16 protein-coding genes and 1 tRNA gene are annotated in these 20068 nt (G+C 67.7%); 5 read left to right on the top strand and 12 right to left on the bottom strand.

What is annotated here, in order from left to right; translation table 11 throughout:
- Positions 1-7 precede the first annotated feature (7 nt).
- The 6 genes from gluQRS to KCI33_RS02660 all read right to left on the bottom strand — a co-directional run bounded on the left by gluQRS (position 8) and on the right by KCI33_RS02660 (position 6876).
- Complete coding sequence (gene gluQRS, locus KCI33_RS02685; protein WP_212523207.1) at positions 8-868, bottom strand: tRNA glutamyl-Q(34) synthetase GluQRS; 861 nt, start codon at positions 866-868, stop codon at positions 8-10.
- Between the two features lies 1 nt (position 869).
- Positions 870-2207, bottom strand: a complete 1338-nt coding sequence (trmFO, locus tag KCI33_RS02680; RefSeq protein ID WP_212523206.1) for a methylenetetrahydrofolate--tRNA-(uracil(54)-C(5))-methyltransferase (FADH(2)-oxidizing) TrmFO — start codon at positions 2205-2207, stop codon at positions 870-872.
- A 68-nt stretch (positions 2208-2275) separates the two neighbouring features.
- The gene (locus KCI33_RS02675) at positions 2276-2683 is read right to left on the bottom strand and encodes a DoxX family protein (RefSeq protein WP_212523205.1); all 408 of its coding nucleotides are present in this window, start codon (positions 2681-2683) and stop codon (positions 2276-2278) included.
- A gap of 196 nt (positions 2684-2879) precedes the next feature.
- On the bottom strand, positions 2880-5615 hold the full coding sequence (gene gyrA / locus KCI33_RS02670) for a DNA gyrase subunit A (protein ID WP_212523204.1): 2736 nt from the start codon (positions 5613-5615) through the stop codon (positions 2880-2882).
- Positions 5616-5836: 221 nt separating this feature from the next.
- Complete coding sequence (locus KCI33_RS02665; protein ID WP_249138872.1) at positions 5837-6289, bottom strand: disulfide bond formation protein B; 453 nt, start codon at positions 6287-6289, stop codon at positions 5837-5839.
- 8 nt (positions 6290-6297) lie between these two features.
- On the bottom strand, positions 6298-6876 hold the full coding sequence (locus KCI33_RS02660; RefSeq protein ID WP_212523202.1) for a YqaA family protein: 579 nt from the start codon (positions 6874-6876) through the stop codon (positions 6298-6300).
- A gap of 139 nt (positions 6877-7015) precedes the next feature.
- On the opposite strand from KCI33_RS02660, the gene KCI33_RS02655 reads away from it, so the two are divergent.
- From KCI33_RS02655 to KCI33_RS18020, 4 genes are all read left to right on the top strand, one after another.
- The gene (locus tag KCI33_RS02655; protein WP_212523201.1) at positions 7016-7600 is read left to right on the top strand and encodes a TRAP transporter small permease; all 585 of its coding nucleotides are present in this window, start codon (positions 7016-7018) and stop codon (positions 7598-7600) included.
- Entirely contained in the window at positions 7597-8949 is a 1353-nt protein-coding gene (locus KCI33_RS02650; RefSeq protein ID WP_212523200.1) for a TRAP transporter large permease, read from the top strand. Before KCI33_RS02655 ends, KCI33_RS02650 begins: the two co-directional genes overlap by 4 nt.
- A gap of 45 nt (positions 8950-8994) precedes the next feature.
- Positions 8995-9080 (top strand) — tRNA-Leu (locus KCI33_RS02645).
- Between the two features lie 1002 nt (positions 9081-10082).
- The gene (locus tag KCI33_RS18020) at positions 10083-13529 is read left to right on the top strand and encodes a Hint domain-containing protein (protein WP_282960700.1); all 3447 of its coding nucleotides are present in this window, start codon (positions 10083-10085) and stop codon (positions 13527-13529) included.
- A gap of 119 nt (positions 13530-13648) precedes the next feature.
- Here the strand turns inward: KCI33_RS18020 and KCI33_RS02630 are convergent, their stop codons facing one another.
- The 6 genes from KCI33_RS02630 to KCI33_RS02605 all read right to left on the bottom strand — a co-directional run bounded on the left by KCI33_RS02630 (position 13649) and on the right by KCI33_RS02605 (position 19485).
- Entirely contained in the window at positions 13649-14248 is a 600-nt protein-coding gene (locus KCI33_RS02630) for a nucleotidyltransferase family protein (RefSeq protein WP_212523199.1), read from the bottom strand.
- Between the two features lie 57 nt (positions 14249-14305).
- On the bottom strand, positions 14306-15610 hold the full coding sequence (locus tag KCI33_RS02625; RefSeq protein WP_349252172.1) for a branched-chain amino acid ABC transporter permease: 1305 nt from the start codon (positions 15608-15610) through the stop codon (positions 14306-14308).
- Positions 15601-16611 carry a branched-chain amino acid ABC transporter permease gene (locus KCI33_RS02620; RefSeq protein WP_212523197.1) on the bottom strand — a complete coding sequence of 337 codons (1011 nt, stop codon included), beginning with the start codon at positions 16609-16611 and terminating at the stop codon, positions 15601-15603. Before KCI33_RS02620 ends, KCI33_RS02625 begins: the two co-directional genes overlap by 10 nt.
- Positions 16612-16614: 3 nt before the next feature.
- Positions 16615-17325 carry an ABC transporter ATP-binding protein gene (locus KCI33_RS02615; protein ID WP_212523196.1) on the bottom strand — a complete coding sequence of 237 codons (711 nt, stop codon included), beginning with the start codon at positions 17323-17325 and terminating at the stop codon, positions 16615-16617.
- 102 nt (positions 17326-17427) lie between these two features.
- Entirely contained in the window at positions 17428-18207 is a 780-nt protein-coding gene (locus tag KCI33_RS02610; protein ID WP_212523195.1) for an ABC transporter ATP-binding protein, read from the bottom strand.
- A 90-nt stretch (positions 18208-18297) separates the two neighbouring features.
- A complete protein-coding gene (locus KCI33_RS02605) occupies positions 18298-19485 on the bottom strand; it encodes an ABC transporter substrate-binding protein (RefSeq protein WP_212523194.1) in 1188 nt (395 codons plus the stop codon).
- 154 nt (positions 19486-19639) lie between these two features.
- Here KCI33_RS02605 and KCI33_RS02600 point away from each other — a divergent pair, with 154 nt between their 5' ends.
- Positions 19640-20065 carry a hypothetical protein gene (locus KCI33_RS02600; protein ID WP_212523193.1) on the top strand — a complete coding sequence of 142 codons (426 nt, stop codon included), beginning with the start codon at positions 19640-19642 and terminating at the stop codon, positions 20063-20065.
- The last annotated feature ends 3 nt before the right edge of the window (positions 20066-20068 follow it).

Raw genomic sequence — 20068 nt, 5'->3', positions numbered from 1 at the left:
AAGAAGGTCAGAGGCCGATCATCGCCCGGATCTCGGCGGGGCTGAGCCCGTCCTCGCGGTATTTGCGGATGGCGCGGGCGTCGTCGCGCTTGGCCAGCCGCCTGCCGTGCTCGTCGCGGATCAGGCGGTGGTGGTGGTAGAGCGGCGTGGGCAGGCCCAGCAGGCGTTGCAGGAGGACATGGATCGCGGTGGCCTCGAACAGGTCCGCGCCGCGGGTGACATGGGTGATGCCCTGCGCCGCGTCGTCGATCACCACCGAGAGGTGATAGGAGGTGCCCATGTCGCGCCGGGCGAGCACGATGTCGCCGATGCCGGAGAGGGCCTGCTCGCGGCGAATGGCGATCTGGCCGGTTTCGCCCGCGGGGCCGGCGCCGGTTTCGATGAAATGCATCGGCGCGGGCCCGATCGACGCCCAGGCGCGGGCCATGTCGAGGCGCAGCGCGCGGTCGGCGGGCAGCGGGCCGCTCGGGGCGGCGGCGGGGCGGCAGGTGCCGGGATAGACCAGCCCGTCGGGGCCGTGCTGCGGGGCGCCCTCCTGCGGGGCGCGGGCGGCCTCCTCGATGTCGCGGCGGCGGCAGGCGCAGGGGTAGAGCAGGCCCCGCGCCCAGAGGCTGTCCAGCGCGGCGCGGTAGGCGGGCAGGCGCGCGGACTGGCGCATCACCGGGGGTTCCCAGGAAAGGCCCAGCCAGGCGAGATCCTCGTAGATCAGGGCCTCCCATTCGGGGCGCGCGCGGGCCCGGTCTATATCCTCGATCCTGAGCAGGAACTCCCCGCCCGCCGCCCGCGCCATGTCATGGGCAAGGATCGCCGCATAGGCATGGCCGAGATGCAGCGGCCCGGTGGGCGAGGGGGCGAAGCGGGTGCGCATCCTAGCCGGCGAGCCAGGCCCGCCAGTCGGCCTTGGCGCGGTCGGTGTAGGCCTTGTAGCGGTCCTTGCGGCCGCGGCGGCCGGCCCTGAGCCCCTCGACCGGCGGGAACAGTCCGAAATTGACGTTCATCGGCTGGAAGGTCTTGGCCTCGGCCCCGCCGGTGATGTGGGTGACCAGCGCGCCGGTGGCGGTGGTGGCGGGCACGGGCGGCAGGCTCCGCCCCTCGATCTCGGCCACGGCGAGGCGGGCGGCCAGCAGGCCCATCGCCGCGCTTTCGACATAGCCCTCGACCCCGGTGATCTGACCGGCAAAGCGGATATGCGGTTTCGATTTCAGCCGCATCTGCTCGTCGAGCAGCGTGGGCGAATTGAGGAAGGTGTTGCGGTGGATGCCGCCCAGGCGCGCGAAGCGGGCGTTTTCCAACCCCGGAATCATCCGGAAAACATCGGTTTGCGCGCCATACTTCATCTTGGTCTGGAAACCCACGATGTTATAAAGCGTGCCCAGCTGGTTGTCGCGGCGCAGTTGCACGATGGCGTGCGCCTTGACGTCCGGCTGGTGCGGGTTGGTCAGGCCCACGGGCTTCATCGGGCCGTGGCGCAGGGTCTCGCGGCCGCGCTCGGCCATCACCTCGATCGGCAGGCAGCCGTCGAAATAGCCGGCGGTCTCGCCCTCGTGGAACTCGGCCTTGTCGGCGGCCAGAAGGGCGTCGATGAAGGCCTCGTATTGTGCCTTGTCCATCGGGCAGTTGAGATAGGCGGTGCGCTCTTCCTCGGTTTCGCCCTTGTCGTAGCGCGACTGGAACCACGCCTTTTCCATGTCGATGCTGTCGGCATAGACGATGGGCGCGATGGCGTCGAAGAAGGCGAGGCTCTCGGCCCCCGTCTCGGCCCGGATCGCCTCGGCCAGGGCGCCGGAGGTCAGCGGGCCGGTGGCGATGATCCAGTGGCCGTCCTCGGGCAGCGCGGTGATTTCACCCTCCGCGACGGTAACGAGGGGATGGGCGCGCAGCCGGTCTGTGACGCCCTGCGAGAAGCCCTCGCGATCCACGGCCAGCGCGCCGCCGGCGGGCAGGCTGTGGGCGTCGGCCATCTCCATGATCAGCCCGCCGGCCTGGCGCATTTCCCAATGCAGCAGGCCCACGGCGTTCTGCTCGTCATCGTCCGAGCGGAAGGAGTTGGAGCAGACCATCTCGGCCAGCTTGCCGGTCTGGTGCGCGAAGGTGCCCACGCCGGGGCGCATTTCGTGGATGACAACGGGGATGCCGGCCTGAACGGCCTGCCAGGCGGCTTCGGAGCCCGCAAGCCCGCCGCCGATGATGTGAAGTTCTTTGCTCATGCTGCGCGATGTAAGCGCTTTGCGGGAAAAGGGGAAGGGGCGGCGTGGGCCGCCCCTTCGCCCGGGTCTCAGGCGGTCGCGGCGCGGCGCTTGCCGGCGCGCAGCGCGTCGAGCGACAGCGCGCCCGCGCCATGGGCCGCCAGCAGCAGGAAGCCGCCGGCGAGGCCGAGGTTCTTGTAAAGGCTGATCATCTGCATCTGGTCGCCCGGCACCAGGTGGAAGATCAGCCCGGCCAGAACGCTGAACCCGGCCAGCGCCAGCGCCACGATCCGGGTCTGGAAACCGACGAGGATGGCGAGGCCGCCCAGAAGCTCCAGCACGATGGTCGGCCAGACGAGCAGGCCCGGCACGCCCTGCGAGGCCATGTAGGCGGCAGTGCCCTCCGCCGCGCCCAGCTTGCCATAGCCGGCGGTGATGAAGAGGATGGAGAGCAGGATCCGGGCCAGCAGCCCGGCATAGGATTTGGTGTCGTTCATGTCGCGTTACCCTTTTGACTGTGACAGGCGATGGAGCGACATTAAGTGTGCGTAAGATCGGTATAAACGCATCAATCCTAACAGTTTCTGCGCACAATTGCACAAAACTCGAAAGGAATCGCGCGGCCGCCACAGGCGGACCTGCCGCGGCCCCATCGTGCCGGATGTCCGGTCCGGGGCCGCGGCGCGCGTCTGCTTACGCTTCGCCGGCTTCGGCGTCGTCTTCGTCGGCCTGATCGGCGATCCGCGCGACCGACACCACCTCTTCGCCCCGGGCGGTGTCGAACACCTTCACCCCGCCGGCGCTGCGCGAGCGGAAGGAGATGCCCTCGATCGGGCAGCGGATCGACTGTCCCGTGGAGGTCGCCAGCATCACCTGGTCGTCGATCTCGACCGGGAAGCAGGCCACCAGCGGCCCGCCGCGCATCGCCTTGTCGATCGCCTGCACGCCCTGGCCGCCGCGCCCGCGGACGGGATAGTCGTGGCTGGAGCTGAGCTTGCCGGTGCCGCGCGCGGTGATGGTCAGGATCAGATCCTCGGCCGCCGACATCTCGGCATAGCGCTCGGTCGAGAGCTGGCCGGCGGCGACTTCGGGCTCGTCCTCGTCGGCCGGCTCCTCGGTGGCGCCGGCCACCAGGCGGCGCTGCTTCAGATAGGCGGCGCGTTCCTCGGCGGTGGCCTCGAAATGGCGGATCACGGCCATCGACACGACGCTGTCGCCCTCGGCCAGCCGGATGCCGCGCACCCCGGTTGACTTGCGGCCCTTGAAGACACGCACATCGGTGGTCGGGAAGCGGATCGCGCGGCCATGGGCGGTGACCAGCATCACGTCGTCCTCCTCGGCGCAGATGCGCGCGTTGACCAGCGACACGCCCTCGGGCAGGTCCATCGCGATCTTGCCATTGCGCATGACATTGGTGAAATCGCTCAGCGCATTGCGGCGCACGTCGCCCGCGGTGGTGGCGAAGACGATCTGCAGATCGGCCCATTCCTCCTCGGGGCGGTCGACGGGCATGATCGCGGCCACAGAGACGCCGGCGGGGATCGGCAGGATGTTGACGATCGCCTTGCCGCGCGCGGTGCGCCCGCCCAGCGGCAGGCGCCAGGTCTTCAGCTTGTAGACCATCCCCTCGGTGGTGAAGAACAGCAGCTGGGTGTGGGTGTTGGCGACGAAGAGGGTGGTGACCACGTCCTCTTCCTTGGTGGCCATGCTCGACAGCCCCTTGCCGCCGCGCCGCTGCGCGCGGAAATCGGCCAGCGGCGTGCGCTTGATATAGCCGGACTGGGTGACCGTCACGACCATCTCCTCGCGCTCGATCAGGTCCTCGTCCTCCATGTCGCCGGACCAGTCGACGATCTCGGTGCGGCGCGGCACGGCGAACTGTTCCTTCACCTCGCGCAGTTCGTCGGCGATGATGCCCATGATCCGCTCGCGCGAGCGCAGGATGGCGAGGTAGTCCTTGATCCTGGCAGCCAGGTCCTGCAGTTCGTCGGTGACCTCCTTCACGCCCATCGCGGTCAGGCGCTGGAGGCGCAGGTCAAGAATGGCGCGGGCCTGGGTCTCGGACAGGTTGTAGGTGCCGTCCTCGTTCATCTTGTGGGTCGGGTCGTCGATCAGCCGGATATAATCGGCGATATCGGCGGCCGGCCAGCGCCGGGTCATCAGCTTTTCGCGCGCCTCGGCCGGGTCGGCCGAGCTGCGGATGGCGGCGACCACCTCGTCGACGTTGGAGACCGCCACGGCGAGACCGCACAGGATATGGCTGCGCTCGCGCGCCTTGCGCAGATCATAGGCGGTGCGCCGCGCCACCACCTCCTCGCGGAAACTGATGAAGGAGGTGAGGAAGCGGCGCAGGGTCAGCTGCTCGGGCCGGCCGCCGTTCAGCGCCAGCATGTTGCAGCCAAAGGAGACCTGCATCGGGGTGAAGCGGAACAGCTGGTTCAGCACCACCTCGGGCGTTGCGTCGCGCTTCAGCTCGACCACCACGCGCACGCCCACGCGATCGGATTCGTCCTGGACATGGGCGATGCCCTCGATCTTCTTCTCGCGCACCATCTCGGCGATCTTCTCGATCATCGAGGCCTTGTTCACCTGATAGGGAATCTCATCGAGAACAATGGCGTAGCGGTCTTTCCTGATCTCCTCGACGCGGGTCTTGGCGCGGATCACCACGCTGCCGCGCCCCTCGAGATAGGCTTTCCGCGCGCCCGAACGACCGAGGATGATCCCGCCCGTCGGGAAATCCGGCGCCGGGATATAGTTGATCAGCTGCTCCGAGGTCAGATCCGGGTCCTCGATCAGCGCCAGCGTGGCATCCACGACCTCGCCCAGGTTGTGCGGCGGAATGCGCGTGGCCATGCCCACCGCGATCCCCTCGGCGCCGTTGACCAGCATGTTGGGATAGCGCGCGGGCAGGACCGTCGGCTCGCGGTCCTTGCCGTCGTAGTTGTCCTGGAAATCGACCGTCTCTTTCTCGATATCGGCCAGCAGCGCCTGGGCGGGCTTGTCCATCCGCACCTCGGTGTAGCGCATGGCCGCCGGGTTGTCCCCGTCCATCGAGCCGAAGTTCCCCTGGCCGTCCAGCAGCGGCAGCGACATCGAGAAATCCTGCGCCATCCGCACCAGCGCGTCATAGATCGCGGAGTCGCCGTGGGGGTGGTATTTCCCCATCACGTCGCCCACCGGGCGGGCGGATTTGCGATAGGGCTTGTCGTGGGTGTTGTTGGTCTCGTGCATGGCGAAGAGAATGCGCCGGTGCACCGGCTTCAGCCCGTCGCGCAGATCGGGGATCGCGCGGGAGACGATCACGCTCATCGCGTAATCGAGGTAGGAGGTCTTCATCTCCTCCTCGATCGAGATGGAGGGGCCGGAATAGACCGGACCGCCTGCGCCTTCGTCTTCGTTTTCAGGGGTTTCCGGCGTATCGTTCATGTTCTTTTCCGCCCGTTTGTCCGCGCTCTATATCTTGTGGCGCTCACTATATCCGATCCCGGATATGGGCTGCAATGGTCCGGGCGCGGTTTCCCCACCCGCTGCGCGGAAGGAGGGGTAACGCATTGTTTTCATTGCAATGTAAATCCTTTCCGGCGGCCATTTCCGAGGCGCCCCGGTTTGCCGGCGGCCTTAGCGCGGGCCGTGGCGCCGGGCGGCGCTCAGCGCGCGCGGGCCGCCATCAGCCACAGCGCGGCGAACAGGACCGAGGCCAGCGCGTTGTAGCTGGCCATCGACAGGCCGAACATCTCCCACGGGACGACGTCGCACATGATGATGGTCGTCTGGGCGTCGAAATTCAGCAGATCGCCCCCCGACAGCCCGCTCAGCGCGCCGCCGTCGCCGGTGCAGGAGCTGGGTCCGGCCCACCACTTGCGCTCGACCCCGGTGTGATAGGTGCCGATACCGGCCGTGGTCAAAGCGGCGAGCGCGCCGAAGACCGGCAGGGCCGGCCCGCGCAGCACCAGCGCCAGCGCCCCGATCGCGATTGCCGCGCCATGTGGCCAGCGCTGCCACAGGCACAGCTTGCAGGGCGCGAGCCCGCCGAGATACTGGAACCCGAACGCCCCCAGCAGAAGCGCCAGGGAACCGCCGGCGGCGAGAAGGATCAGCATGCGTCGGTTCATAGATATTTCACCAGATAGAAGCCTCCGATCAGGGCTATCACGAAGATCACGAAGATCAAGTTCAGCCACCTCTCGATGAAATCACGAATGGGTGCGCCGAATTTCCACAGCAGCCCCGCCAGGATGAAGAACCGCGCGCCGCGCGCGACCACGCTGGCCAGCATGAAAACCCCGAGGTTCAGCCCCGTGGTGCCCGACAGGATGGTGATCACCTTGTAGGGAAAGGGCGTCATCCCCGCGACCAGCACCGCCCAGGCGCCCCATTCGTTGTAGCGGGCGCGGAAGTCCTCGAAATAGGCGTCCTTGCCGTAGAACTCCAGCACCGGGCGGCCGACGCTCTCGAACAGGCCGTAGCCGATGTAATAGCCCAGCATCCCGCCCAGCACCGAGGCCGCCAGCGCCACGCTCGCGATCACCCAGGCGCGCGCGGGGCGGGCGATGATCATCGGGATCATCAGCACGTCGGGCGGGATCGGGAAGACCGAGCTTTCCACGAAGGACACCACCGCCAGCGCCCAGAGCGCATAGCGGCTTTCGGCCAGCGAAATCGTCCAGTCATAGAGCCCGCGGATCATGGCCCACTCCCGCCTCGTTGCGCGGCCCATGCAGCATGTCCCGGCGCCGGGGTCAAGCGCGCGCGAACCTTGCGGGGCGGGACGTGCCCGGGCTACACCGGCGCGCAACGGGAATGCGGGGCGCGGGGAGGCGCGGGGAATGGCGATCGCAAGGGCGGCGGAGGCTGCGACCGGCCGCGTGCTCGATCGGGCGGCGCGCGGGATGGCCTATGGCGGCGGCGCGGCGCTACTGGGGATCGCGCTGGTCACAGTGGCCTCGGTGACGGGGCGCGCGCTGTCCGGGCTTGGCCTCGGGCCGGTCACCGGCGATTACGAGCTGGTCGAGGCGGGCTGCGCCATCGCGGTGTTCTCCTTCCTGCCGCTGTGCCAGCTGCGGCGCGGGCATGTGACGGTGGATGTGCTGATCCAGCGTTTCCCGCCGCGCGCGCGGGCGGCATTCGGCCTGCTGGGCGACACGCTGATCACGTTGACCGCGGGCGTGATCCTGTGGCGGCTCTGGCTCGGCTTCGGCGAGAGGTTTCCCTATGGCGGCGATGCCCTGCGCGCGGCGCTGAGCATGGGCGACAGGCCGTTCTTCGCTGAAACCACCTATGACCTGCAATTGCCGGTCTGGATCCCCTACGCGCTGTCGCTGGGGGGCGCGGCGGCGTTCTTGGTGGTGTCGCTCTATACCATGTGGCGCGGCCTGAACTGGACGCTGGACGGGGAGGAGGGGCGGCCATGACCGGGCTGGAACTGGCGCTCGCGGGGTTTGCGCTGATGCTCTTGGCGATCTTCCTGCGGGTGCCGATCGCCGTGGCGATGGGGATCACCGGCTTTGCCGGCACATGGATGGTGCTGGGCTACCCCAACGCCACGCTCGGCCAGCTGAAATCGCTGAGTTACGACACGTTCTCCAACTACAACCTCTCGATCGTGCCGCTGTTCCTGCTGATGGGGCAGCTGGCCACGCGGTCGGGGATGAGCGGGGCGCTTTTCGCCGCCGCCTCGGATTGGCTGGGCCACCGCAAGGGCGGCATCGCCATGGCCGCGGTCGGGGCTTGCGCGGGCTTCGGCGCGGTCTGCGGATCGAGCCTCGCCACCGCCTCCACCATGGGTCATGTCGCGCTGCCCGAGATGCGCAAACGCGGTTATTCCGACGCGCTGTCCACCGGGGTTCTGGCGGCGGGCGGCACGCTGGGCATCCTGATCCCGCCCTCGATCATCCTGGTGCTCTATGCGATCCTGACCGAGCAGAACATGGTCAAGATGTTCATGGCGGCGCTGATCCCGGGCCTGCTGGCGGCTTTGGGCTACATGCTGACCGTGGCGGTCTATGTGCGGCTGCGCCCCGATGCCGCCAGCGCGGCCGAGCGGGTGCCGCTCGCCCGCCGTCTGCGCACGCTGGTCGGCATCTGGCCGGTGGTGGCGATCTTCGCCCTGGTGATGGGCGGCATCGCGGCCGACTGGAACTGGGGGCGGGAGGGGGTGCAGGCGCTGTTCACCCCCACCGAGGGGGCGGCGGTGGGCGCGGTGGCGACCGGGCTTTACGGCGCGCTGAGCGGGGGGCTGGGCTGGGCCGGGCTGCGCGCCGCGATCCTGGAGACCGCCAGCGCCACGGCGATGATCTTCTTCATTGTGCTGGGGGCGCAGCTGTTCAACGCCTTCCTTGCCCTCACGCAGGCCCCGCAGGCGCTGGTCGATTGGGTGACGGCGCAGGGCTTCGCGCCACTGACGGTGCTGGTGGCGATACTGGCCTGCTATCTGGTCTTCGGCTGCGTGATGGACAGCCTTTCGATGATCCTGCTGACGGTTCCGATCTTCTATCCCGTCATCCAGGCGCTGGATTTCGGCCTCGGCCCCGAGGAGGCCGCGATCTGGTTCGGGGTGCTGGCCCTGATCGTGGTCGAGGTCGGGCTGATCACCCCGCCCGTGGGGATGAACCTGTTCATCATCCACGCGGTCGCGCGCGACGTGCCGCTGGGGCTGACCTATCGCGGCGTCGCGCCCTTCGTGCTGTCGGACCTGCTGCGCGTGGCGCTGCTGCTGGCCTGTCCGGGGCTGACGCTGTGGCTGGTGCGCGTGGCGTTCTGAGCGGCGTTGACCGGGCCGCGCGGCCACGCTACACCGCGCGGGCTGGCCCGAGTGGCGGAATGGTAGACGCAGGGGATTCAAAATCCCCCGGTAGCAATGCCGTGTGGGTTCGAGTCCCACCTCGGGCACCAGTTTCAAAGTTTTTTTGGGATTCGCCGCCTCGGCGCGGCCGCCCATTCGACTGCCCCGCCGGGCCGTCCCGGACGGCGCCTGGGACGGCTGGGTGATTCGGGCGGAGCCGCCCGTCCGATCACAAGAAACGTCACCAATGGCGATGCGCCGATGCCATTGCCGCGGTTTCGAGAACACTTGACCCTTGCCCCATTGATGACACATTCGCCACGGCCTGTTGCCGGATTTGCGCCGGACAGCCATTTCCCAAACGGGAACAATGCAGCGGAAACGCCGCAGAAGACGCGGAATTTCAGCGCCGAGGCGACCGGATATGCTCCGAAAGCCCTAGAAACCCCACAACATATTGGCGAATTGCCTAAATCCGGTGGGTCGTCTCGGGAAACAATCCCCCGATCCAATTCCACCCCAAATGAGGCATGATCGCTATCTTTTGGCCGTCTCGATGCCATCTAGACGCCTCGATTTCGCCTTTTTTGTTTTGTGCCGCCCGGCCAACCGGCTAAAACATCCATGCCCAACTGGGGGGCGACAAGATCAGGCCACGGGGGCGGCCGCACACGCAACGGTATCCTGGCGATGCCGCAGGGCGGAGTGCACCGACCGATGAGAACGGCACTGCGCGGGCAGCGATGCACCGCGCAGACGGGAAAGCTGTGCCATGTGACTGGCGCGGCCCCACCGTCCGCCGCGGCCCGGCTGTCTCCGATCCGGTGAACGACGTTGCGTATGCGGGCCCGCCATCCGGCCTGACGACTGTCGCTCCGCATGACCAGGGCAGGTGTGACCGGCCAATGGATGACGAGTGAACTGATCCGTTGGGCAAGCGAGAACGAGTGCCCCGCCACGGCGGGTCGTGCGTGAAACGGCCGGTCCTCCACCTGTCCGAACACGACTGTCCGCGGCCCTGCAATCGGGGGTGGGCCGGGGACGAAAGCGAAGAGTTTAAGGGTGGTGCGGCCTGAGCCGACAGGCCCGCTGATAGGCAAAGGAATTACGCAATGGCCGATTTTCTGCTTGATTGGGCAACCGCGAATGACGACGGCACGACCACGCTGAGCAGTGGCTCCGGCTCGGTGGATGTCACCGTTTCCACCCCCACCAATTCCGACGGCGACAGCGCCGCCGCCGTGGGCGAGGGCTCGCGCTTCGGCGAAAGCGCGCTGGCACCCTCCAGCGGCGTTTCCGAGCCGGTGACGACCACCATCAACTTCTCCGAGCCGGTCGAGAACCTCAGCTTCGAGATCTTCGACGTCGACGCCGGGAGCTGCAGCTGGGACGACAAGGTGACCGTGATCGCGCGGGACGCCTACGGCAATATCGTGCCCGTCACCTTTTCCGACACCACCGCCAACCACGCCGTCTCGGGCAACAGCATCGAGGGCGAGGGCCATGACAGCTCCGGCGTCGAGGGCTCGGGCGCGTCCGATACCGTGACCGTCTCCGTCGCCGGCCCGATCGTCAGCCTGGAACTGGTCTACGAGGATGGCGACGACGCGACGTATTCCGGCACCATCGGCTATTCCGACATGAGCTTCGACCTGGCGCAGGCGCCCGACGGCATCGTCGAGGGCACCGCCAACGACGACCTGATCGACGCCGCCTACACCGGCGACCCGGATGGCGACATGATCGACGCGGGCGATGCGATGCTGCCCGGCGAGGCCTCCGATGACGACATCGTGCTGGCCGGCGCCGGCGACGACACCGTGCTGTCGGGTTGCGGCGACGACGAGGTCTACGGCGGCTCGGGCAACGACACGCTGGACGGCGGCACCGGCAACGACATCCTTTATGGTGACGGCGGCGCCGCCACCGGCGCGGCCACCATCACCTTCGAATACGAGGAGGCCGGCTACCACAACACGCTGGGGGTCTATTACATCGACCCCGCGACCGGCGAGATCGCACAGGTCGAGATCGCCTTCGACGACACCTCGGCGCAAGGCTCGGGCGGCGACCTGGAGCCGGGCGTGAGCGCCTACAACTACGACAACATCCCGGCCGGCGCGCAGGTCGGCGTCTTCGCCATCACCAACGGCGCCGGGCTGAACGATTTCGACGGGCTGGGCGCGGGCAGCTTCGTGTTCCGCGACGCGGCGACGGGCGGCCCGGCCACGCTGGACACCGTCACGCCGATCCTGGTGCATGTCGCCACCGACGGCACCGAAACCGTGATCTCGGGCGACATCTACCACACCGCCGGCTACGGCAGCCATGTCGGTCTGAACGCCGATGGGGTGGAGCATTTCGCCGGCGTGTCGGAAAACGCCGACGGCTCGGTGACGCTGGGCTTCGAGGACATCAACGCCAACGGCGACCCGTATTATGCCGACGACCAGGACTATGACGACCCGGTCTTCTCGGTGGCGCTGACCGGGCCGGACCTGACGCTGTTGAATTCGCCCTATGAGGTCTCGACCCCGGCCGAGGTCGTGGACGAGGGCGACGACCTGCTGATCGGCGGCGCGGGCGACGACTCGCTCTTCGGCGGCGGCGGCAACGACACCCTGCTGGGCAATTCCGGCGCCGACCTGATCGAGGGCGGCACCGGGGACGACTACATCGTCGGCGACAGCCCCGACGGCGGCTCCGACTATTTCGAGCCGAGCGACAAGGACATCTCGAACGTCGTGTTTTACTACGACACCGACGGCGACGGCCTCTATGACCACACGGTGAAGATCGACAATTTCCCCGACAGCGGAACCGCGACCTTCATCAGCAACGACCTCGACGATTTCTACGCCGAGCTGAGGGATTACATCGAGGTCAACGACCCCGCGCTGGCCGGGCTGGAGCCGCTGATGGGCGTGTCGCTCAAGGCGGGGACGGAACGCACCTATTTCGCCGTGGACGGCAACCTCAACGGCGCGCTGCCCGATGCGGGGCCGACGCTGAACACCGGCGCCACCGACCTCGTGCTCGAATATTCCGATTTCCATCAGTGCTACGACCCGGCCGACGCCGGTGGCTCGGGAGCGGACGGCATGGGTTATGACGACACGCTGATCGGCGGGACCGGGAACGACACCATCATCGGCGCCGGCGGAAGCGATTCCGTCGACGGCGGCGACGGCGACGATGTGATCGACGCGGGCAACGGCACTCCGCTGCCGGATCGCGGCTATCCGGGGCTGTTCCCGGGCGATGCGGACCCGTTCGACGACCGTGACACCGTTTTTGGCGGCGACGGCAACGACGTGATCGCCACCGGCGACGACAACGACCTGATCGATGGCGGCGCGGGCAACGACGTGATCAACGCGGGCGTCGATGACGACACCGTGAAGGGCGGCGAGGGCGACGACCTGATCACCGCCTCCGAAGGCTCCGACCTGGTGGATGGCGGCGCGGGCAACGACACCATCTATGGCGGCCTTGGCCCGTCCTTCCCGGACAGCCTGAACATCCGCGACGACCAGGGCGATCTGGTGCCCGACAACGGCATGGACACGATCCACGGCGGCGCCGGCGACGACGTGATCCATGGCGAGGACGACGATGACACGCTTTACGGCGACGCGGGCAATGACTGGCTCGACGGGGGCATCGACGAGGACACCATTTACGGCGGCACCGGCAACGACACGATCATTGGCGGGCAGGGGGCGGATACACTCTCGGGCGGCGACGACCGCGACAGCTTCTTCGGCGGCAACCAGGGCGAATTCGTCCACGGCGGCGGCGGCGGCGACGATTACGACACGCTCGACCTGACCGGGGCGGGGGCTGCGCAGAACCCGGGCGGCTCGCTGAATGTCGTCTACGACTCGAACCCCGAGAACGGCACCGTCTATTTCCGCGACGCCGACGGCGAGATCACCGGCACCATGCGCTTCGAGGAGATCGAGAACGTGATCCCCTGTTTCACGCCGGGGACCATGATCGCGACGCCCACCGGCGAGCGCCGGGTCGAGGATTTGCGCGAGGGCGACAAGATCATCACCCGCGACAACGGAATTCAGGAGATCCGCTGGATCGGCCAGAAGGCGCTGAACGGCCGCGACCTGGCGCGCGCGCCGCATCTGAAGCCGATCCTGGTGCAGAAGGGCGCGCTTGGCCACGGCTTGCCGGAGCGCGACATGGTGGTCAGCCCGAACCACCGGCTGCTGGTCGCCAACGACCGCACCGCGCTCTATTTCGACGAGCACGAGGTCCTGGCCGCGGCCAAGCACCTGGTGAACAACCGCGGGGTCTCGGTGCTGAACACGCTGGGCACGACCTATGTGCATTTCATGTTCGACCAGCACGAGGTGGTGCTGTCGAACGGCGCCTGGACCGAGAGCTTCCAACCCGGCGACTACACGCTCCGGGGCATGGGCAATTCGCAGCGCAACGAGATCCTCGACCTGTTCCCCGAGCTGCGCACGCATCAGGGGCTCGAGGGCTACAGCGCCGCGCGCAAGACGCTCAAGCGGCACGAGGCGGCGCTGCTTCTGCACTGATCCGACGGGATATGCAGCACGGGCCGGGGCTGGCGCCCCGGCCGGGCCTGCGGGCGGTGCGTGGCATCGCCCGTGCGCTGCAATGTTGAGAGGGGCGCGCCAATGGCGCGCCTTTCGCGTTACTGTTGCGCGTTGCGCCAGGTTTCCCAGGCCTCGGGCGTGTCCAGATCGGTCAGCGCGCGCTGGCCGGGCAGGGGGATCGGGCGGATCTCGTCCCGGTGGGCCTGCAGCACCGTCCGGGCGCCCTGATCGCCGTGCAGCCGGGCAAGCTCGGCGAACAGCCGCTGCGGGAAAAGGACGGGGTGGCCCGGCTGGCCATCGGGGCCGGCCCCGCGCAGGATCGGCGCCTCAGGATCGTCCCGGAAAGCATTGAAGAATCGCCTGAAATCCTCCGCGCCAAGCTCCGGCATGTCGGCCAGGACCACCAGCGCCGCGCGGCAGCCCGCGGGCAGGGCGGCGATGCCCGCGCGGAAGGAGGCGGCCATGCCGGCCGCCGCATCCGCGACCTCCACGACCTCGACCGCAAGCCCCTCCAGTGCGGCGCGGCGCGCCTCGGCGCCGGGCGGCAGGGTCACATAGACCCGCGCGCCAGTGGCCAGCGCCGCCTCCGCCTGCCGGCGCAGCAGCGGCCGGCCCTCCACCGGCTCCAGCAGCTTGTCGCGCCCGCGCATCCGGGAGGAGGCCCCAGCGGCCAGCAGAAGAAGGGCCATGTCATCCATGCCCACGATCCTAGCCGCGTGGCCGCGCCCCGTCAGCATCGAAGACGCGCCCGCGCCTCAGCGTTCGGGGATCAGCCCGCGCGGACTGAAGCGCAGCACCAGCAGCAGGATCACCCCCATGGTCAGCAGCCGCATATGCGCGGTGCTTTCCAGCAGATGCGCCTTCAGCGCCGATCCGTCGGCCATGCCGGCGGTGATCAGCCCCATCAGGGCGTTGCCCAGGGGCTCCACCTGCACCCAGAGAAACCAGATCAGGAAACCGCCCAGGACCGCGCCCCAGTTGTTGCCCGACCCGCCCACGATCACCATCACCCAGATCAGGAAGGTGAAACGCAGCGGCTGGTAGGAGGAGGGCGTCAGCTGCCCGTCCAGCGTTGTCATCATGGCGCCCGCGATGCCGCAGACGATGGAGCCCAGGATGAACACCTGCAGATGCCGCGCCTTGACATCCTTGCCCATCGCCTCGGCCGCCACCTCGTTGTCGCGGATCGCGCGCATCATCCGCCCCCAGGGCGAATTCAGTGCCTTCTGGCTGAGCCAGATCAGGGCCAGCAGGACAAGCGCGAAAAGACCCATGTAGCACAGCTTGACGAAGATGGTGGAGGCCAGCACCGGATCCATCCCCCAGGCATCGGCCCGCGCCACGAAAGCGGCGCTGCTCTGCAGATCGACCTCGTAGGGCACGGGGCGGGGCAGGCCGTTGACGTTCTTCACCCCGCGCGACAGCCAGTCCTCGTTCTTCAGCACCGCGATGATGATCTCGGCGATCCCCAGCGTGGCAATCGCCAGGTAATCCGAGCGCAGCCCCAGCGCGGTCTTGCCGATGGCCCAGGCGGCGACGGCGGCCAGCAGCCCGCCCACCGGCCAGCCCAGCAGGATCGGCAGGCCCAGCCCCCCGAGATAGCCGGTGCGGGCCGGGTCCACCGCCTCGATAGCCGAGACCGCCGGGTCGAACAGCGCGCGAAACGCGAAGAAGCCGACGATCAGGATCGCCAGAACCGCCAGCCCGCGCACGCGCCCCTTGGCCATGCGCTTCCATGTCATCACGGCGGCGACCAGCGCGCCCGCGCCGACGCCCAGCGCCAGCAGCACGCGCGCGCCGCCCGCAGACCACGCCTCGGGAACGGGCGGCATGGAGATCAGCACTGCGCCCAGCCCCCCGAGCGCGACAAAGCCCATCACACCCACGTTGAAGAGGCCGGCATAGCCCCACTGCACGTTCACGCCCAGCGCCATGATGGCCGAGATCAGCCCCATGTTGACGATGGCCAGCGCCGCGTTCCAGCTCTGGAACAGGCCGGTGCCCAGGATCAGCAGGGCCACCAGAACGAAAAGGAAGGTGTCACGCTTGGTCATACCGATTTCCCCTTGAACAGGCCCGTCGGGCGGAACAGCAGCACGATGATCAGGATGGCGAAGGAGACCGCGAATTTGTAATCGGTCGACATCAGCTGGACGAGGCCCTCGGGCTCCAGCCCCTCGGGCAGCAGATAGGCCAGCACCTTCTTGAAGGCATAGGTGACCGTCACCTCGGAAAAGGCGATGACGAAGCCGCCCACGATCGCGCCCAGCGGGCTGCCGAGCCCGCCCACGATGGCGGCGGCGAAAACCGGCAGAAGCAGCTGGAAATAGGTGAAGGGCTTGAAGCTCTTGTCGAGACCGTAAAGCGTGCCGGCGATCGTCGCCAGCGCTGCCACGATCAGCCAAGTATACATCACCACCCGCTCGGGGTTGATGCCCGACAGCAGCGCCAGGTCCTCGTTGTCCGAGAACGCCCGCATCGACTTGCCGGTGCGGGTGCGGTTGAGGAACCAGAACAGCGCCGCCACCACGATCACCGCCGTCACGATGGTCAGCGCCTGGGTGGAGCGCAGCGCCAGCCCCTCTTCGAGGCCGGTCGCCTGCTTGAAATCGCGCGCATTGATCAGGAACCGCGCGCCATCGGCGAAACGCTGGTCATCGGGCCCGATGATGAAGCGCACCAGCCCGTTCATGATGAACATCACCCCCATGGAGACGATCACCAGGATCACCGGCTTCGCCTTTTGCCGGCGGTAGAAACGGTAGACGATCCGGTCCGTGCCCAAGAGCAGCCCCGCCGTCGCCGCGATTCCAAAGGGCAGGGCGAGCAGCGCCGTGGGCAGCGGGTCGATCGACACGCCCGCCCTCTGCAGCCCCCAGGTCACCAGCACCGTGACCATCGTGCCGAAGGCCATGGTGTCGCCATGGGCGAAGTTGGAAAACCGCAGGATGCCGTAGATCAGCGTCACCCCCAGCGCCCCCAGCGCCAGCTGCGCGCCATAGGCGGTGGCGGGGATGATGACGAAATTCGCCAGCGCCACCAATGCGTTGAGAATATCCATGCCTCAGCCCCCCAGGAATGTCCGGCGCACGTCGGGGTCCGCCAGCAGCGCCTTGCCGGTGTCGGTATAGGCGTTGCGCCCCTGCACCAGCACATAGCCCTTGTCGGCGATCTCCAGCGCCTGGCGGGCGTTCTGCTCCACCATCAGAATCGAGATGCCGCTGCGCGCCACCTCGATGATCCGGTCGAACAGCTCATCCATCACGATGGGGCTGACCCCCGCGGTGGGCTCGTCCAGCATCAGCAGCTTCGGCCGGGTCATCAGCGCCCGGCCCACCGCCACCTGCTGGCGCTGCCCGCCGCTGAGTTCGCCGGCATGCTGGTGCCGCTTCTCGCGCAGGATCGGGAAGAGGGTATAGACCTCCTCCATCGTCCCCGAGAAATCGTCGCGCCGCAGGAAGGCGCCCATCTCAAGGTTCTCCTCCACCGTCATGGTGGCGAAGATGTTGTTGACCTGCGGGACAAATCCCATCCCCTTGGCCACCCGCTCCTGCGGACTGAGCGCGGTGATGTCCTCGCCGTCCAGAACCACGCGGCCGGTGTGGATGTTCAGCATCCCGAACACCGCCTTCATTGCGGTCGACTTGCCGGCGCCGTTGGGCCCCACGATCACCGCGATCTCGCCGCGCTCCACGGCCAGCGTGCAGCCATGCAGGATGTCCGCGCCGCCATAGCCGCCGGTCATCCCCTCGCCGATCAGAAACGGCTCAGCCATCTCAGCACGCCCCCTTCTTCTTGGCAAAAATACTCAAGATCCCGCCCTTCGCGGCCGGCGCGGCGCCGTCACGCCGGGCGCTCCCGGCCGGGCTCGCGCCGCTCATTGCGCCGTCGCCTTGTTCTTCAGGCCAGTGCCGAGATAGGCCTCGATCACCGCCTCGTTCTGCATGATCGCGTCGGCCTTGCCCTGCGCCAGCACCTTGCCCTCGGCCATCACGATCACCGGGTCGCAGAGCCGGGCGATGAAATCCATGTCATGCTCGATCAGGCAGAAGGTATAGCCGCGCTCGCGGTTCAGCCGCACGATGGCGTCGCCGATGGTGTTCAGAAGCGTCCGGTTCACCCCCGCGCCCACCTCGTCGAGGAACACCACCTTGGCGTCCACCATCATGGTGCGGCCCAGCTCCAGCAGCTTCTTCTGCCCGCCCGACAGGTTGCCCGCCTTCTCGTCCGCCAGGTGGTCGATGGTGAGGAAGTTCAGCACCTCGTCGGCCTTTTTCGCCAGCGCGCGCTCGTCCTCGGCCACCTGTCCGCGGCGGAACCAGGCGTTCCACAGGTTTTCGCCGCGCTGGCCGCCGGGCACCATCATCAGGTTCTCGCGCACCGTCATCGACGAGAATTCATGTGCGATCTGGAAGGTCCGCAGAAGCCCCTTGTGGAACAGCTCATGCGGCGGGAGGCCGGTGATGTCCTCGCCGGCCATGGTGATCTTTCCCGAGGTGGGCTTCAGCACCCCGGCGATCACGTTGAACAGCGTGGATTTGCCCGCGCCGTTGGGGCCGATCAAGCCGGTGATCGACCCTTCGGCGATCTCGATCGTGGCCCCGTCCACGGCGCGAAAACCGCCGAAATGCTTGTGCACGTCCTGTGCGATGATCATCGACCGCCCCCGTTTACGCGTGGGTCATTCTCTCAAAACTCAGACAGCCCGGCAACGGGCCGGGCTGTCTTAGTGATTTGACGGATGGTGTCAACGATAGCCGACGACCTTGATCTCGCCACCCTCGATGGCGATCTCGCGGTAGGAGCCGGCGCTTTCGCCGGGCTCGATGAGCTCGACCGAGGCCGCGCCGACATAATCGATGTCGCCGCCATCGGCGAGGATCTGCAGCGCCTTGCCGATCTCGCCGGGCAGGATCTTCTCGCCGGGCGCGTTGGCCACGTCCATCACCTTGTCCTTGTAGACCGCCGGGTCGGCCGAGCCGGCCGCCTGCATCGCCAGAACGATCAGCGCCGCGGCGTCATAGCCCTCGCCCGAGAAGGCCGAGGTGCCGTCGAAACCCGCGGCCTCGGCCATCTTGGTGTAGATGTCGCGGCCCTCGCCGGCGGCGGCCGGGTTCTGGCCGAAGGAGCCGTCGATATCCGCGCCGAAGCGGTCGGTCAGCGCGTTTCCAACCATGCCGTCGGGGAAGACGAAGGTGTCGAAGGCGCCGCTGTCGAGCGCCGCCTGGACCACGCCCGCGCCGCCCTGGTCGACATAGCCTGCCACCACCAGTGCCTGGCCGCCGGCCGAGGCCAGCGCGCCGACCTCGGCCGAGTAGTCGGCCTTGCCGTCCTCATGCGCGGTGTTCAGGGTCACGGTGCCGCCCTTGGCGGTGAAGGCTTCCTCGAAGGTCGAGGCCAGGCCCTTGCCGTAGTCGTTGTTGGTGTAGGTGACGGCGACTTCCTTGATGCCGTGATCGAGGATGATGTCGGCCATGACCTGGCTCTGGCGGGCATCCGAGGGCGCGGTGCGGAAGAACAGCCCGTTGTCCTCGATGGTCGAGAGCGCCGGCGAGGTGGCCGAGGGCGAAATCATGACCACGCCGTTCGGCACGGCCACGTTCTGCAGCGCCGCGGTGGTCGCGCCCGAGCACATCGGACCCATCACGCCCGACACGCGGTCGGCGGTGATGATGCGCTCCACGGCCGCGGTGGCGGCGGCGGCATCGATGCAGGTGGTGTCGGCGCGGACCGGGGTGACGGTGGCGCCGCCCAGGAACACGCCCGAGTCGCTGGCCTCCTTCAGGGCCAGTTCGGCGCCTTGAGCGATCGGCGGGGCCAGCGATTCGAGCGGGCCGGTGAAGGCGAGGGCGACGCCGACCTTAATTTCATCGGCGGCGAGTGCGCCGGTGGCGCCCAGGGTGCTCAGCGCGGTGGCCAGAAGCAGTTTTTTCATCTCTCAACTCCCATGTTGAATAGGTCGTCCGGCGCGAACGTTAGATCGGGCGCGGTGAAATGAAAACCCTGCATGCGTTGGTTGCCGTAGCGTCCATTGACCGGATTCGGGCTTGAAACTAGCGTGGAATCACCCATCGCCAGAGGAGGGTTTGATGCCGCGTTTTCTTTGTGTCCTTGCCGCCGTCCTGTCGCTTTTGAGCGCCGCCCCCGTCCGGTCCCAGGAGACCGACAGCATCTTCGCCGACGACGCCACGTTCCACAGCTTCGTCGATGGCCATATCGCCCGGCGGGACTTCATCCCGCTGATCCAGAGGCTGGGCGGGCGCGACGAATACACCGCCGAGCAGCTGAACGGGCTGCAGCAGCAGTTCCTCGCGATCTACCCCGCCGATTTCACCCACCGCGCGACGGTCCGCACGCGGCTGCTGGAGAATGGCTTCCGCGAGGAGATCGTCGGCTACTGGACCGGGCTGGCCTATATCTGGTTCTACGCGATCACCCATCAGCGCGACGACGGGGTGGTGGTGATCAGCTTCGCCCTGAACAGCAATTACGACCAGGTCGCCGCCCGGTTCTGAGCC

Origin of the sequence: Actibacterium sp. MT2.3-13A, from assembly GCF_018139985.1 — a bacterium.
Taxonomy (GTDB): Bacteria; Pseudomonadota; Alphaproteobacteria; order Rhodobacterales; family Rhodobacteraceae; genus JAGSOU01.
This window is presented reverse-complemented; position numbering and strand designations above follow the sequence as displayed.

Excerpts from the sequence above, each read along its gene's own strand:
- gluQRS (WP_212523207.1), bottom strand. The coding sequence starts at position 868 with ATGCGCACCCGCTTCGCCCCCTCGCCCACCGGGCCGCTGCATCTCGGC.
- trmFO (WP_212523206.1), bottom strand. The coding sequence starts at position 2,207 with ATGAGCAAAGAACTTCACATCATCGGCGGCGGGCTTGCGGGCTCCGAA.
- KCI33_RS02675 (WP_212523205.1), bottom strand. The coding sequence starts at position 2,683 with ATGAACGACACCAAATCCTATGCCGGGCTGCTGGCCCGGATCCTGCTC.
- gyrA (WP_212523204.1), bottom strand. The coding sequence starts at position 5,615 with ATGAACGATACGCCGGAAACCCCTGAAAACGAAGACGAAGGCGCAGGC.
- KCI33_RS02665 (WP_249138872.1), bottom strand. The coding sequence starts at position 6,289 with ATGCTGATCCTTCTCGCCGCCGGCGGTTCCCTGGCGCTTCTGCTGGGG.
- KCI33_RS02660 (WP_212523202.1), bottom strand. The coding sequence starts at position 6,876 with ATGATCCGCGGGCTCTATGACTGGACGATTTCGCTGGCCGAAAGCCGC.
- KCI33_RS02655 (WP_212523201.1), top strand. The coding sequence starts at position 7,016 with ATGGCGATCGCAAGGGCGGCGGAGGCTGCGACCGGCCGCGTGCTCGAT.
- KCI33_RS02650 (WP_212523200.1), top strand. The coding sequence starts at position 7,597 with ATGACCGGGCTGGAACTGGCGCTCGCGGGGTTTGCGCTGATGCTCTTG.
- KCI33_RS18020 (WP_282960700.1), top strand. The coding sequence starts at position 10,083 with ATGGCCGATTTTCTGCTTGATTGGGCAACCGCGAATGACGACGGCACG.
- KCI33_RS02630 (WP_212523199.1), bottom strand. The coding sequence starts at position 14,248 with ATGGATGACATGGCCCTTCTTCTGCTGGCCGCTGGGGCCTCCTCCCGG.
- KCI33_RS02620 (WP_212523197.1), bottom strand. The coding sequence starts at position 16,611 with ATGGATATTCTCAACGCATTGGTGGCGCTGGCGAATTTCGTCATCATC.
- KCI33_RS02615 (WP_212523196.1), bottom strand. The coding sequence starts at position 17,325 with ATGGCTGAGCCGTTTCTGATCGGCGAGGGGATGACCGGCGGCTATGGC.
- KCI33_RS02610 (WP_212523195.1), bottom strand. The coding sequence starts at position 18,207 with ATGATCATCGCACAGGACGTGCACAAGCATTTCGGCGGTTTTCGCGCC.
- KCI33_RS02605 (WP_212523194.1), bottom strand. The coding sequence starts at position 19,485 with ATGAAAAAACTGCTTCTGGCCACCGCGCTGAGCACCCTGGGCGCCACC.
- KCI33_RS02600 (WP_212523193.1), top strand. The coding sequence starts at position 19,640 with ATGCCGCGTTTTCTTTGTGTCCTTGCCGCCGTCCTGTCGCTTTTGAGC.